Source organism: Fibrivirga algicola (assembly GCF_011742925.1).
GTDB classification, from domain to species: domain Bacteria; phylum Bacteroidota; class Bacteroidia; order Cytophagales; family Spirosomataceae; genus Fibrella; species Fibrella algicola.
On record NZ_WAEL01000004.1, the window covers coordinates 217,810 to 232,458 of the forward strand.

Consider the following 14,649-nt stretch of genomic DNA (forward strand, 5'->3'; position numbering starts at 1 on the left):
TTCTTTTGCGATGCTATACTCCATTCAGATACGTTAGCGAATCAGCACTAGACAGAGGAGGCAAAACTGTTGACGGTTCAACCTATAGTATGGATTATTTAGATCAACTCGAATCGGAAGCGATTCACATTATGCGGGAAGTAGCCGGGCAATTTGAACGTCCCGCGCTGTTGTTTTCGGGCGGTAAAGATTCGATTACGCTCGTTCATCTGGCTCGCAAAGCGTTTCGTCCCGGCAAATTCCCATTCCCGCTCGTGCATATCGACACGGGACATAACTTTCAGGAAGCCCTTGATTTCCGCGACTGGCTGGCCGATAGCCTTGGCGAACGGCTGATTGTCAGGTACGTTGAAGACACGATCCGTACCCGCAAGCTGAAAGAGCCCACCGGCCGGAATGCTACCCGCAATGGTCTGCAAACGTTCACCCTGCTCGACACCATCGAAGAGTTTGAGTTCGATGCCTGTATCGGTGGGGCCCGTCGCGACGAAGAAAAGGCCCGGGCTAAAGAGCGTGTTTTCTCGGTACGCGACGAATTCGGCTCATGGGACCCCAAGCGCCAGCGTCCTGAACTCTGGAACATGTATAATGGGCGTATCCATAAAGGCGAAAATGTGCGCGTATTCCCCATCTCGAACTGGACGGAACTCGACGTTTGGAATTACATCCGGCGGGAGAAAATAGCCCTGCCAAGTCTGTATTTTGCGCATGACCGCGAGCTGTTGCTGCGCGACGGCAAGTTGATGGCAACTGCTGGCAACGTCATTCAGCAGGACGAAGGCGATCAGCGCGTCACCCGTCGGGTACGTTTCCGCACCGTGGGGGACATTTCCTGTACCGCCGCCTCTGAGTCAGGCGCCGACACGCTCGACGACGTCATTGCCGAGATACAGGCGACGCGTGTGTCTGAACGGGGTGAAACCCGCATGGATGATCAACTGTCTGAAGCGGCCATGGAAGACCGTAAAAAGGGAGGCTATTTTTAAAGAACGAACGGAGGAGACATTGAAACCTGACTAACACATGCCAGCACAATCTCTCCCCTATTCACTCATTCACACGTTCACTCTTTAGTAAATGGATTTACTACGTTTTATAACCTGCGGGAGCGTCGATGACGGGAAAAGTACCCTGATTGGCCGTCTGCTGTACGATTCCAAATCAATTCTGGCTGACCAGCTCGAAGCCATCGAGAAAGCCAGCAAAAGCCGCGATAATGGCGAGGTCGATCTGGCTCTGCTCACCGACGGACTCCGCTCGGAACGCGAACAGGGAATTACCATCGACGTGGCATACCGCTATTTTCAGACTACGGCGCGCAAGTTTATCATCGTTGATGCGCCGGGCCACATTCAGTATACCCGCAACATGGTGACGGGAGCCTCAAACTGCCAGTTGGCGATCGTCCTGATCGATGCCCGCCACGGTGTAGTCGAGCAGACCCGCCGGCACTCGCTGATTGCCAGCATGCTGGGCATCAAGCACGTGGTTGTTGCGGTGAACAAGATGGATCTGGTTGATTTCTCAGAAGATGTGTTTGCCAACATTTGTATTCAGTATACCGAACTGGCGCAAAAACTGACCATTCCAGACATCACTTACATCCCCATGAGTGCGCTCAACGGCGACAATGTGGTCGATCGGTCAGAGGCCATGCCCTGGTATGAAGGCACTACTCTGCTCAATCATCTGGAAACGATTGAGATCAACGAAGACGACAATCAGACTTTGGGACGTATGCCGGTGCAGTTGGTGATTCGGCCGCAAACGGCTGAACTGCCTGACTACCGTGGCTATGCGGGGAAAATAAACAGCGGTTCATTCCGCGTTGGCGAAGCCGTAACGGTGCTTCCATCCGGTGAGAGCTCAACGATTTCGCGCATCGAAACCAACGAGCAGAGCGTTGAGGAAGCGCACGTGAATCAATCGGTTATTCTGCATCTGGCCGACAATATTGATATCAGCCGGGGTGACTTGATCGTGCCATCGGCGAACCAACCGTTACTGAGTCAGGACGTAGAAGCCATGCTGTGCTGGATGGACACCAAAAGCCTGTCGCTGGGCAGTAAATATGTGTTGCAGGTAGGTACGTCACGTACCCGCTGTTCGGTACGAGCAATCCCTTACCAACTGAATATTGAGACCTACGAACAGATCGAGGGAATAGATACATTGAAGTTGAACGACTTGGCCCGAGTTGTTTTACGCACGGCTCAGCCCGTCGCGTTTGATCCATATGGTCAGAACCGGGCCAACGGCGGAGCCATTCTGATCGACGAAACCAGCAACGTGACAGTCGGCGCGCTTATGCTTCAACATTAGTCATTTGTTTGTAGTTTGATGTCTGTGGTTCGTGGTTGCGCTGCACTCTTGCCGGATGGTTGAGTGGCTGGACAACATCACATTACAAACATCAAACTACAGACAAATGACCATTGGTACCCTAATTCTAGCGGCGGGCGAATCATCGCGGCTGGGACAGCCCAAACAATTACTGGAGAAGAATGGACAACCACTTGTCCGCCATATGGCCCAACTGGCTCACGACCTTAATACGGGTCCCGTTGTGGTGGTAGTTGGCGCTAATGCCGAACCTATCAAAGAGGCACTCCATGATATTCAGGTACGTATTTTGCCCAATCCCGACTGGAAAACGGGCATGGCCAGCTCACTTCGGGTTGGCGTTGAGCTATTGGAAAAGACGTTCCCCGAAGCAATTCTGGTCTTACTGACCGACCAGCCTTATGTGAGCCGGGCGCTGATAGAGCAACTCATCGAAACGGCCACGTCGACCCATAAAGGTATTATCGCCAGTGAATACGGCGACACACTGGGCGTACCTGTCCTGTTCCGACCCGAATTTTTCGAGGCTTTGAAATCACTGGAAGGGGATACAGGTGCCCGTAAGCTGGTACAAAAACACCCCGACGATGTTGCCGGGGTGCCGTTTGAACAGGGAGCTATTGATCTGGATACGCCCGAAGACGTAGCTAACTGGCAAGCTGCCAACGAGTAAAGCTATACGCGTTTTGTACTGCTTCGCACAACCTGCGAAGCAGTACAAAACCGTTACTCAATCACTAATACAGTACCCGATCGATGGTGATCGGAAGATCGTAAATTCGTTTGCCGGTAGCGTGGAAAACAGCATTGGCAACGGCGGCAGGCATACCTACGATGCCAATCTCGCCAAGCCCTTTCGCGCCCAGCGGGTTTACGATATCGTCGTGCTCTTCCACGAAAATCACGTCCAGGTCATGAATATCGGCAGCAACCGCTACGTGGTATTCAGCCAGGTTGTGGTTCATGAAGCGCCCAAACCGGTGATCCATTTTGCTGTCTTCCTCGAGGGCGCTGCTGATACCCCACACCATACCACCGATGATCTGGCTACGTGCCGTGCGTGGGTTCAGGATGCGGCCACCTGCTACGGCCGTTACCGCCCGCTTTACCGTCACCGTCCCTAAATCCTCATCGACTTCGACTTCCACGAAAGCAGCTGCATGCGTGTGCCGCGAGTATTTTTTCAGTTCCAGCGGGTTCGGCATCGACGTTGAGGTTTCGCTCACGGCCCGCCCACCATTCAAGGCCACGATGTCGATCAGTTTTATTGACACAGAAGGTTCTTTTTTCAGACGAAGTTCACCATCGGCAAACATAACTTCCTGCCAAGTAGCGTCATAAAAAGGAGATTTTGCGTCCTTAGCAGCCATTTTGAACAGCTTCTTACCCAAGTCTTCGCAGACTTGTTTTACCGCTGATCCAACCGTCGAGGCCGTCCAGGATCCACCTTGAATTGGCGCCATGGGCATGTCGGTATCACCCAGTTTGAAGATCACATCGTCGATAGGCATCCCGAGCGTATCAGCGGCAATCTGGGTCATAACTGTATACGTACCTGTACCGATATCGGCAGTGGCGCTGCTGACCCGCAGTTTCCCGTTGACGGTCAACACAGCCTCGGCACGGGCAAACATCCGGCTGGCATCCCAGATACCGGTCGCCATGCCCCAGCCTACCAGATTATGTCCCCGCTTCATCGAACGTGGTTCAGGGTTGCGTTCTTTCCAGCCAAAGCGTTCGGCACCCTGATAAAAACAGGCGCGTAGTTCTTTGCTCGAAAAAGGCTTGTCGCCTTCTGTCCAGTCCTTCTCCGAATAATTCTTCAGGCGAAGCTCGATGGGGTCCATACCCAGTTCGTAAGCCAACGCATCCATCGCCGTTTCAATGGCATGGTCACCCGTTACGCCACCGGGGGCACGCATATCGAGGGGCGAATAAATATCCAGCGACTTCACCTTGTACGTCAGCGTGGTATCAGGTACGTCGTACAGAATACCGGTCCAGTTTACTACCACTTCGGTGTAATCTTCAAACTGGGAAGTAGCCGCCTTGGCATCATGCTTTATGGCTGTGATAGTCCCATTTGTCGAGGCGCCGAGTTCCACCTCCTGCACCGTATTGGGCCGGTGACCGAACGTGAACATCTGCTGCCGGGTGAGCGTAACCCGAACCGAGCGCTTCAACGCCTTGGCCGCCATCACCGCCAGAAACAACTGGTACTGTGGCCGTAGACCCGAACCAAATCCACCACCGACGTAAGGCGATATTACCCGAACATGGCTAAAAGGCAGATCAAAAATCTGGGCCACGTACATTTGGCTGTTAGGTGCCCCCTGCGTTTTGTCGTAGATCGTCAGGTACGGTTTTCCATCTTTATCCTCTTTTCCGTATTCGACCGTCGTCCCGAACATTTCCATCGGATTGTGGTGCTGCGCGCCATGTACATGCCGTGCTTTGATGGATACCGGCGCTGCAGCCATGGCCTCGTCGGCATTGCCTCGTGGTTTTGGCGGTAGTGGCTTCAGAAAATGCGAAATGCCGGGTTCCGGATCGCGGGCTTCTGTCAAATGTGCTTCCAGATCCGTCTCGTGAGGTTCCTGCTCGTAGGTCACCTTGATCAACGAAGCTCCGTAACGGGCCATCTCGAATGTCTCGGCTACAACCAGCGCTATCGGCTGCCCACTGTATTTGATGGTCGCATCGTGAAGCGGACGGAAAGGCGAGCCCGGAGGCGCATCCTGGTCCTTGTAATTCATGTCGAACCAAGCCGTTTTGGGCCGGTTTTCGTGCGTAAATACTTCCAGCACACCGGGTAGGGCCAACGCTTCGGACGTATCGATGCTGGTGATCGTTCCCTTAACGATACCGCTCGATACGACGTACCCGTACGTGAGGCCGGGTACGTTGAACTCGGCCGCGTATTTCGCTTTGCCGGTCACTTTCTCTATCCCGTCGACACGCTTGACGGGTTGTCCAATATAAGTCATGTGTTGAGTCGTTTGATCAATTCTCCGTGCTCATTGAGCATCGGACTGTTGCACCAGCCCCTCTATAGCTCAAGACCATTGATCCTTGATTGATTAGTGATTGATCACTGTGGCGTAGCTTTCTGACCGGTTACGGCCTCAGTCAATGCCCGAACGATCGCCCGTTTGGCCAGGTCGATCTTGAACGTATTATGCCCGTAGCCTTTTGCGCCAGCCAACAGGCTTTCTGCTACCGGCCAGAAATTATCGGCAATGGCTTCTTTGCCAACCAGCAGGGCTTCAGCTTCAGGTTTACGCCACGGTTTGTGGGCCACACCACCCAGTGCAATGCGGACATTGGTGACAGTGTTTCCCTCTAGCTCAAGACCAACCGCCACTGATACCAGCGCGAACGCATACGAAGCCCGATCACGCAATTTCAGGTAATTGTAGTGCTGCGAGAATCCGTTGGCGGGCAAATCGATCGCCGTGACAATCTCGCCGGGTTGCAGCGTGTTGTCGTATTGAGGCTGGTTGTCGGGAAGCCGGTGAAAATCGGCGAAAGGCACGGTACGCTCACCATCAGGGCCTTCTACCCGCACAACGGCTTCAAGTGCAGCCAGGGCAACGCACATATCTGACGGATGCGTAGCGATGCAGGCCGTCTGAAGATTGTCACTGCTACTGCCCGCCGATTCGGTGCCCAGAATGGCGTGTATCCGGTTGTAGCCGCCGATAGCACCGCAACCGCTACCGGGCTCCCGCTTGTTGCAGGGCATGGCTTTGTCGTAGAAGTAATAGCAGCGGGTACGCTGGAAGAGGTTGCCCCCATTGGTAGCCATGTTCCGAAGTTGCGGCGATGCACCCGCTAAGATCGTTTGTGACAGCAAGGGGTAGCGGTCTTTCACGAGCGCATTGTAGGCTGTATCGGCGTTTGTAGCCAGAGCACCCAGCCTTAACCCACCATCGGGCAAGTCAACAATATCCGTCAGGGGTAAGCGGTTGATATCGACAAGCCGCGATGGCTTTTCGATGTTCTCCTTCATCAGGTCGATAAGGTTGGTACCGCCCCCAATGAATTTAGCAGCTGGCTCGGTCACCAGTTCATCAATGGCTGAGTCGACCGAATCGGGTCGGGAATAGGCAAATGGATTCATAGTATCGTTTGTTTCGAGTATCCGGTTTCAGATGTTAGTCAGCTTCACTTATGGTCAGCTCCTGAAACCACGTCCATCACCGCGTCGACAATGTGCGTGTAAGCACCACATCGGCAGATATTTCCGCTCATCAGTTCACGTACTTCCCCTTCTGTTTTTGCCTGTCCTTCGTTGATCAGCCCAACTGCCGAGCAGATCTGACCCGGTGTGCAATAGCCACATTGGAAGGCATCGTGGTCAATAAAAGCCATTTGCAGGGGGTGCAACGTTCCATCCGGGCTGGCTAACCCTTCGATAGTCGTGATCTCATGATCATCGTGCATCACTGCCAGGGTGAGGCATGAGTTAACGCGTTTTCCATTGACTAATACGGTACAGGCACCACACTGACCGTGGTCACAGCCTTTTTTGGTACCAGTCAGGTTCATATATTCCCGAAGTGCATCAAGTAGTGATGTCCAGGGAGCAATTTGCAGGGTTTTGGTTTCTCCGTTTACCGTTAGCTGAACAGTACCGGGAGCAGCCAGGGCAGCAGATGTAGCCACATTGGGCGAGGGCGGTGACAGGGTCGTTTGCATAGACACGTATGAAGTCGAGTATATTGACAGAACTACGTGGTTAGTATCGTGTTCAAAAAAAGCCAGTATATGACCGCCTACAATTAAGTAGGTTAGCATATGTATACCGTTTGTTTTGAAAAAATGGACAGCTGTGTAACCTATTGCCTGATTAACCGGCACACGGGGCTCTTCCGCATGACCGCTTAGGGTGGCCGGAATGGACAAAAAAGGCCTTTAGCCGCTCTAAACCCATGAAATTCAATTTACGAGGAACGATTTTTGACGGTTTTGGCTTATTCGGATACGTTCACTCCACAACGACTAAGCCGGATCTCACCTCCGGCATTTGTTTTAATTAGTCAGTATATAAACTCTATAGAGTAATAGTTATATGTCGATTGCCTTCTCTCCAAGCGTCAGCCGAGCGGCTCAACGTGACATCAACGACCTCCAGCAAAAAGTCGATGCCTTCCAATCAGGGCAGATGACCGACGAGCAGTTCCGTAAGTTTCGTCTGGCTCGGGGCGTGTACGGTCAACGGCAGGCTGGGGTGCAGATGATCCGCATCAAACTGCCCTACGGACGTATCACAGCAGACCAGCTTGTGCGTATCGCCGACGTATCGGACCGCTACGCCACGGGTAATTTGCACGCAACTACTCGTCAGGATATTCAATTACACTTTGTGAAGCTGGCCGATTCGCCTCAGCTCTGGGCTGATCTGGAAGAGGTGGGCATCACCTTGAAAGAAGCTTGTGGTAACACGGTTCGAAATGTCACTGGTTCGGCCCGGGCGGGCATTGACCCGGAAGAACCGTTCGACGTGTCACCCTACGCGCACGCCATTTATGCGTACTTTCTGCGTAACCCGATCTGTCAGGATATGGGTCGTAAATTCAAGATTGCCCTGTCATCTTCCGAGCGGGATTCGGCCTATGGCTACATGCACGACATCGGTCTGATTCCACGGATGCAGGATGGAAAACGGGGTTTTAAAGTCCTGCTGGCTGGCGGTCTGGGTGCGCAGCCATTTGCCGCTCAAAGCGCCACTGAATTCATTGCTGAAGAGCAGGTCATTCCTTTCATTGAAGCAGTCATCCGCGTGTTCGACCGCTACGGTGAGCGGACCAAGCGACACAAGGCCCGGATGAAATACCTTCTGAACGACATCGGCCTGGAAGAATTCCTTAGCCGTGTTCAGACAGAATGGACCGCCCTGAAATCAAAGGAGTTTGCTGTTTCTGAGCTGCCGTTTGCTGTTGTCTCGCAGGAACCGCGCCCGGAAGTTGCCGGGTACGTCCCTGAAACGGCGGATGCGAAGTTCAAGACCTGGTTTGCTACCAACGTATTTGAACAGAAGCAGGCTGGTTGGTACGGCGTTCAGTTACGGGTGCTGCTTGGCGACATGTCGTCAGATACGGCTCGGGCATTGGCGCAGGTAGTGAAACAATATGCGGGCGACGACATTCGGGTGACCGTGAACCAGGGCTACCTGCTCAGGTACGTTCGCCCTGAAGATTTACCTGCCCTGCATGCTGCCCTCGACGCCCTCGGCCTTGCCGAACCCGGTTTCGACACCACCGCCGATATTACGACCTGCCCCGGTACTGATACCTGTAATCTGGCGATTACCAGCAGCTACGGAATCACTCGCGCGCTGGAAACGCTGATGAAGGACGAGTTTCCGGATATCGTGTATAACACTGACATTAAGATCAAGATCAGCGGCTGTATGAACGGTTGTGGTCAGCATTCGGTGGCCAATATTGGTTTCCACGGTTCGTCGATCAAAAACGGCGCGTATGTGTTGCCTGCCCTACAGGTATTGCTGGGTGGCGGTTTCAATGCCGAGGGTGTTGGGCAGATTGGCGACAAAGTCATTAAGTTGCCAACCAAACGTGGTCCACAGGCCCTACGGGCTCTATTCCAGGACTATGAAGCAAACGCCTTCGACGGTGAGTATTACAATAACTATTACGGTCGGCAGGGGAAAAATTACTTCTACACGTTGCTGAAACCGCTGGCTGATCTGAAAACGGTGACCGACAGCGACTATGTGGACTGGGATCATACCGAGCAGTATGCAACCGAGGTGGGTGTTGGCGAATGCGCCGGGGTCATGATCGACCTGGTAGCAACCACCATCGACGAAGCCACCGACAAATACAGTTGGGCAGCCGAATCCCTGAGCGAAAGCCGTTGGGCCGACGCGATTTATCATGCCTACAACGTGTTCATCACCGGTGCTAAAGCAGCCCTTATGAGCCGCGATGTACCCACGAATACCCAACATGGTATTGTGTCTGACTTCGACCGTGAGTTTGCAGGAGTAGCCGGTTTCCATGACACAGAGTCGGCCTTTAAAACGTTGGTGTTCGGCATCAATAAAAACGAACCGTCAGAAGCCTACGCTACGACCTTCGTAAACCAGGCCAATGAGTTTTTGGCTGCTGTGCGGGCGTACCGCGAACAACAAATTCAGCTTGACGGCCTGCCTGCATTGACAGAACTCGTACAGGCACAAGATTCATAATATAAAGAGTGAAATGCGAATGAGTAAACGGGCGACCAGCCTCATGCTGACATGCAGGAGCCAGGTCAATCGTTTGCTTGTTCTTTCGCTCCTTCACCTATGAAGGTAACCCTCATCGGCGCGGGTCCTGGTGACCCGGAACTGATTACATTAAAAGGGATAAAGGCGCTGCAATCGGCCGACGTGGTCATGTACGACGCCCTTGTTGCTGAAGAACTGCTTGACCATTGCCGACCCGATGCCTTAAAAGTATACGTTGGTAAACGGCGTGGGGCGTATTCGTGCATGCAGGAAGATATCAACCCCCTTATTGTACACTATGCCCAGAATTACGGTCATGTGGTACGGCTGAAAGGTGGTGACTCCTTTGTGTTTGGCCGTGGCTACGAGGAACTTGACTACGCCCGCCAACACGGGCTGGAAGTTGAGGTTATTCCGGGCATTTCGAGCAGCTACGCGGTACCGGCGGCGGCGGGTGTTCCGCTCACCTCACGCGGTATGTCTGAAAGCTTCTGGGTGGTTACGGGTACTACAAAAGCCGGGAAACTGTCGAAAGACCTGCAATTAGCGGCTCAATCGTCGGCAACCGTGGTTATCCTGATGGGTATGCACAAACTACTCGAGATTGCCGATCTGTTCAGTAAGGAAGGGAAGACAGACACGCCCATCGCAGTTATACAGAACGGTACCACACCGCAGCAACGTGTTGTGGTCGGCACGATCGGCAGCATTGTCGATGAAGTAACTAAATCAGGCATCGACAATCCGGCCGTGATTGTGATTGGCGCAGTGGCTGCGTTGGCAGTTGCACCCGAAAACGCCCGTTTTTTCGTAAATTTGCAGTCTGATCGGGCATAACCGGTGCCCCGCAGATGCTATGAAACCATACCGCGTACTCTTATACTACTATTACACGCCCATTGCCGATCCCGAAGCTTATCGGGAAGAGCAACACCGGCTGTGTCTTGAGCTGAATTTATTGGGTCGGATCATTGTGGCACCCGAAGGCCTGAATGGCACTGTTTCGGGGCTACCCGCCGATTGCGATGCGTATATGGCCGCCGTTCGGGCCGATTCCCGGTTTGCAGGCATCGAATTCAAGGTCGACACGCACGATGGCCACGCGTTTCAGAAGTTACACGTCCGCGTAAAACCCGAGATCGTGCACTCAGACTTACCGGTTAATCCGCTGGAGCGTACAGGTACATACCTGGAACCCGACGAGTTCAAAGCAATGAAAGACGACCCAAACGTGGTGCTCGTCGATATGCGGTCGAACTACGAACATAGCGTTGGCAAGTTCAGCGGCGCTGTGACATTCGACATGGAGAACCTCCGCGAGTTGCCCGATCATGTTGGCGAGATCGCACATCTGAAAGATAAGAAAATCATCACGTATTGCACGGGTGGTATCAAGTGCGAGAAGGCCTCGGCTTACCTGCTGTCGCAGGGGTTTGAGAATGTGTATCAGTTACACGGCGGCATTATCAAATACGGTCTGGAAGCCGAAGGTGAAGGGTTCGACGGCCAGTGCTACGTGTTCGACAACCGCCTGGCCGTTGACGTTAACCATGTTAACCCAACAGTTATTTCGACCTGTTTCCGCTGCGGTACAACCACCAGCCGGATGGTCAACTGCGCCAGCCCGGCCTGCAACAACCATGTGCCGCTTTGCGAAACCTGCGGCGATACCCACGCGGGTACGTGTGCCGACGAGTGCAAACAAGACCCCTTGCTCCGCCCCTATGACGGAACCGGCTATTACAGCAAAAAGTCGGTTGGCTATACACCAGAACAAGGGTACAAGAGCCGTCAGCGCAGCCAGTTGGAAGCATAAATTATCGGTCGAGCTACCGCTCAGTTGATTTTCAGACAGGTACGTCTGTAAGTCACCACCTGAATTATACTGAGATTAAAAGAGACGCGTTTATCAAACCGGAAAGGCAGTAACCTTTTCCGGTTTTTTTATGCCCATTCAATGCAACGTAAGTGAGTTTTTTTGAATCTCTTGTGCAATTCGGCACCGAATTGCATCTACCTCGCGACCACTCGTCGTTTATAATTACCGCTCAACTAATATTATAGTTAATTTTTCTTAACCAACTCCGATTAGTTGATTACGTGTATACATTTGCCTCAATTGATTAGCTATCATTCTACTGCGTATGAAAAACAGATTACTTGTTCTCTTCCTCTGGTGTCTATGTACAGCGTCGGCGTTCGCTCAGACGGCACCCTCCCGCTTCGCCCTTCAGGCAACCGTCACCGACACGCTTGGTGCCAAATTGAACGGTGTAACCGTCATGCTCCAGACGGCAAAAGACTCTGTCCTGACTAACTACGGCCGCACCGACGAAGCGGGTAAATTTTCGTTGAAAGGAGTACGGAAGGGCACGTATATTCTGAAGATCACCTACGTGGGAATGATGCCGCTCAATCAGACGATCAGCCTGGATACTGAACCGAACGTTGATTTGGGTACCATTAAGCTAAAGCCAATTGCCAAAGAATTATATGAAGTAGTGGTTAAAGCGGCCCGAGCCCCCCTGACGATCCGCGGCGATACGGTCGAATATGACACCAGAGCGTTTAAGGTGCCACCAGGATCATCTGTGGAAGATCTACTTCGGAAATTACCCGGTGTAATTGTTGACCGCGAAGGCAACATTCGGGCCCAGGGGCAGGAAGTGAAACGCGTAACGGTGGATGGCAAGCAGTTTTTCAGCGATGATCCGAAGACGGCTACTAAAAACCTACAAGCCGAGGCCATCTCGAAAGTGCAGGTCTTTAGCGACAAAACCGAGAAAGCCAAGCTGACGGGTGTTGACGACGGTACGAAGGAGAAGACGATGAACCTTGAATTGAAAGAAGAATTCAAGAAAGGGGGATTCGGTAAAATTACGGGTGGTGCCGGGCCAGCGTCCAACCTACCCGCCCGCGCCGAGGTACGTGGTAGTTACAACAAATTCGATAAGAAACAGCAGCTGTCGCTGATTGGTCTCGCCAACAATACCAACCAGACAGGTCTCTCCTGGGCTGATTATCAGGATTTCCGGGGTAGCAACTCCTTCAACTGGAACGACAACGCCGACTTTGGTTTCAGCAGTGGTAACTACTACATCATTGGTGGTGGCGACGATGAAAGCTTCTCCATTCCTATCACGGGTGGCGACCGGGGCAGAGGCCTCTCCGACAACGTGGCGGGGGGAGCCAACTACAACTACGACACCAAGAAAACGAAGGTCAGCAGCAACTACTATTTCAGCCAGACAAAGCTGCGCACTGAAAGCCTGGGCGAGGTAACCAACTTTATCCCATCGGGTGACCTGAATACGATCACCGCTTCGAATCAGACCACGAAGAACAGCAGTCACCGGTTTAGCTTCCGCCTCGAAAAGGAGCTTGATACCTTGAACACGCTGGTTTTTTCGACTAGTGGCCGTTACAATACCAGTAATGCCTTATTGCTAAGCAACCGCGATATTCGTCGAATTCTGAACACGGCCACCACACCGACCACCTCGAACACGACCGTCAATAGCCGAACTGGTCAGTCGTTTGGGCTATCTAATGCGCTGATTTACCGGCATAAGTTCATGAAGAAGGGGCGCAGTTTCGCCGCCAGTGCTAACTACGAATTAAGCAGTAGCGACGGTACGTTGGACCTGGAAGCCAGAAACGCTTTTTTTGAAGCAACTGACATCAACGATCAGCTTCGAATCATTAGCCAGTTGCAGTCGACCAACAGTAATGTATCACAGTACAAAGCCAGCCTGTTATTTGTCGAGCCGCTGTCGAAGAAGTTCTTCTGGGAGTCGTTCTACAACTTCAGCCTCCGTTACGACGAAGTTGACCGGAACGTCTTGAACACGCAATCGGACACCCCGACCCGCAATGATTCGCTGAGCCGGTATTATACGAACACGTACCTGTATAACCGATTGGGAACCAGTCTGCGCTATACCAATAAGGGCCTGAACCTGGGGATTGGCGGCGCTGTGCAGCAGTTCCAGATCAACGGTCAGTACGCGTCAGATCAATCGCTTCCAATCCTTGGTCGAATCGATCGCACGTTTACCACGTTCGTGCCAAACATGTCGGTCAACTTCGACCTGAAAAACAATAAGTACATGTATGGTGGGTATAACGTCGGTGTTCAGACGCCAACCTCACGTCAATTGCAGCCAATCGTCGACAATAGTAACCCGCTGTTTATCACCCAGGGTAATCCAGACCTGTTGCCAGCCATCACGCACCGGTTAAACCTGGGTTTCAACTACTTCAATCCAGGTTCGTTTACCAACTTCTACGGCGGCGTCAATTACGGCTACAACATCAATCAGATTGTTTACGCGCAGACGATCGATACGCGTACGCTGATCACCAGCACGCGGCCACAGAATATCACGGGGGGCTACAACTTTGGTTACTATAGTTACCTGAGCTTCCCGCTGAAGAAAACGAAAGCCACCCTGGATCTGGGCGGAAACCTGAACTTCGGTCAGCTGATCACGCCTATCAATGGTGTCAACAACCAGACGAACACGACCAATTACAACGTTAACCTGAAACTAAGCCTCACGCCGGTCGACTGGTTTACGTTCTACGGAAGCACCCAGGTCGGCATCAATAACGCACGCTACTCGATCAACACGGCACAGAATGCCCAGACGATCAACAATAGCTACCAGGCCGATGCCAACGTGAAACTACCCGGCGACATTTATGTGAGTACATCGTTCGATTACCAGTTGTATCGTAATCAGCGGTTTGGGTTCAATCAGGGGATTCCGCTCTGGAACTCGGCAGTGTACCGGCTCATCGGCAAAGCAAAGCGCATGGAAGTACGGTTGTCGGCCTACGATATGCTGAACCGGAATATAAACGTTTCGCAGTATGCAGGCCAAAACTCGGTTTCGTCGGAACGGACACGTACACTGGCTCGCTACTTTATGTTCAGTATGACGTACAATATGCGCGGTATCAAAGCCAGCGTACGTCAAACTAATGGCTGGGATTAAACGATATAGCCCCGAAGCTCCAGCTTCGGTAGTGTAAGCGCATCAATTACTACCGAAGCTGGAGCTTCG

Annotated in this window: 10 protein-coding genes; 7 read left to right on the plus strand and 3 right to left on the minus strand. The window is 52.5% G+C overall.

Annotated elements, in window-relative coordinates:
* Positions 1 to 5 precede the first annotated feature (5 nt).
* The 3 genes from cysD to F7231_RS12335 all read left to right on the plus strand — a co-directional run bounded on the left by cysD (position 6) and on the right by F7231_RS12335 (position 3,016).
* A complete protein-coding gene (gene cysD / locus F7231_RS12325; protein ID WP_262889663.1) occupies positions 6 to 986 on the plus strand; it encodes a sulfate adenylyltransferase subunit CysD in 981 nt (326 codons plus the stop codon).
* A gap of 91 nt (positions 987 to 1,077) precedes the next feature.
* Positions 1,078 to 2,322: a sulfate adenylyltransferase subunit 1 gene (locus tag F7231_RS12330; protein WP_166692109.1), complete on the plus strand. Its 1,245-nt coding sequence runs from the start codon at positions 1,078 to 1,080 to the stop codon at positions 2,320 to 2,322.
* Positions 2,323 to 2,428: 106 nt separating this feature from the next.
* A complete protein-coding gene (locus F7231_RS12335; protein WP_166692110.1) occupies positions 2,429 to 3,016 on the plus strand; it encodes a nucleotidyltransferase family protein in 588 nt (195 codons plus the stop codon).
* A gap of 64 nt (positions 3,017 to 3,080) precedes the next feature.
* On the opposite strand, the gene F7231_RS12340 is transcribed toward F7231_RS12335, so the two are convergent.
* The 3 genes from F7231_RS12340 to F7231_RS12350 all read right to left on the minus strand — a co-directional run bounded on the left by F7231_RS12340 (position 3,081) and on the right by F7231_RS12350 (position 7,044).
* Complete coding sequence (locus F7231_RS12340; protein ID WP_166692111.1) at positions 3,081 to 5,330, minus strand: xanthine dehydrogenase family protein molybdopterin-binding subunit; 2,250 nt, start codon at positions 5,328 to 5,330, stop codon at positions 3,081 to 3,083.
* Positions 5,331 to 5,434: 104 nt separating this feature from the next.
* Positions 5,435 to 6,466 carry an FAD binding domain-containing protein gene (locus tag F7231_RS12345; RefSeq protein ID WP_166692112.1) on the minus strand — a complete coding sequence of 344 codons (1,032 nt, stop codon included), beginning with the start codon at positions 6,464 to 6,466 and terminating at the stop codon, positions 5,435 to 5,437.
* Between the two features lie 44 nt (positions 6,467 to 6,510).
* Entirely contained in the window at positions 6,511 to 7,044 is a 534-nt protein-coding gene (locus tag F7231_RS12350) for a (2Fe-2S)-binding protein (RefSeq protein WP_166692113.1), read from the minus strand.
* Positions 7,045 to 7,417: 373 nt separating this feature from the next.
* Here F7231_RS12350 and F7231_RS12355 point away from each other — a divergent pair, with 373 nt between their 5' ends.
* The 4 genes from F7231_RS12355 (at position 7,418) to F7231_RS12370 (ending at position 14,580) form a co-directional block, all read left to right on the plus strand.
* Positions 7,418 to 9,559, plus strand: coding sequence for a nitrite/sulfite reductase (locus F7231_RS12355; protein WP_166692114.1), 2,142 nt, complete (start codon positions 7,418 to 7,420; stop codon positions 9,557 to 9,559).
* A 99-nt stretch (positions 9,560 to 9,658) separates the two neighbouring features.
* Positions 9,659 to 10,417 (plus strand): uroporphyrinogen-III C-methyltransferase, encoded by a 759-nt coding sequence (gene cobA / locus F7231_RS12360; RefSeq protein ID WP_166692115.1) that lies wholly within the window; start codon positions 9,659 to 9,661, stop codon positions 10,415 to 10,417.
* Between the two features lie 19 nt (positions 10,418 to 10,436).
* A complete protein-coding gene (gene trhO / locus F7231_RS12365) occupies positions 10,437 to 11,396 on the plus strand; it encodes an oxygen-dependent tRNA uridine(34) hydroxylase TrhO (protein WP_166692116.1) in 960 nt (319 codons plus the stop codon).
* Positions 11,397 to 11,724: 328 nt separating this feature from the next.
* Complete coding sequence (locus F7231_RS12370) at positions 11,725 to 14,580, plus strand: outer membrane beta-barrel family protein (RefSeq protein ID WP_085413651.1); 2,856 nt, start codon at positions 11,725 to 11,727, stop codon at positions 14,578 to 14,580.
* Positions 14,581 to 14,649: the final 69 nt, after the last annotated feature.

Coding starts and splice junctions, on each gene's coding strand:
- F7231_RS12330 (WP_166692109.1), top strand. CDS start 1,078: ATGGATTTACTACGTTTTATAACCTGCGGGAGCGTCGATGACGGGAAA.
- F7231_RS12335 (WP_166692110.1), top strand. CDS start 2,429: ATGACCATTGGTACCCTAATTCTAGCGGCGGGCGAATCATCGCGGCTG.
- F7231_RS12340 (WP_166692111.1), bottom strand. CDS start 5,330: ATGACTTATATTGGACAACCCGTCAAGCGTGTCGACGGGATAGAGAAA.
- F7231_RS12345 (WP_166692112.1), bottom strand. CDS start 6,466: ATGAATCCATTTGCCTATTCCCGACCCGATTCGGTCGACTCAGCCATT.
- F7231_RS12350 (WP_166692113.1), bottom strand. CDS start 7,044: ATGCAAACGACCCTGTCACCGCCCTCGCCCAATGTGGCTACATCTGCT.
- F7231_RS12355 (WP_166692114.1), top strand. CDS start 7,418: ATGTCGATTGCCTTCTCTCCAAGCGTCAGCCGAGCGGCTCAACGTGAC.
- cobA (WP_166692115.1), top strand. CDS start 9,659: ATGAAGGTAACCCTCATCGGCGCGGGTCCTGGTGACCCGGAACTGATT.
- trhO (WP_166692116.1), top strand. CDS start 10,437: ATGAAACCATACCGCGTACTCTTATACTACTATTACACGCCCATTGCC.
- F7231_RS12370 (WP_085413651.1), top strand. CDS start 11,725: ATGAAAAACAGATTACTTGTTCTCTTCCTCTGGTGTCTATGTACAGCG.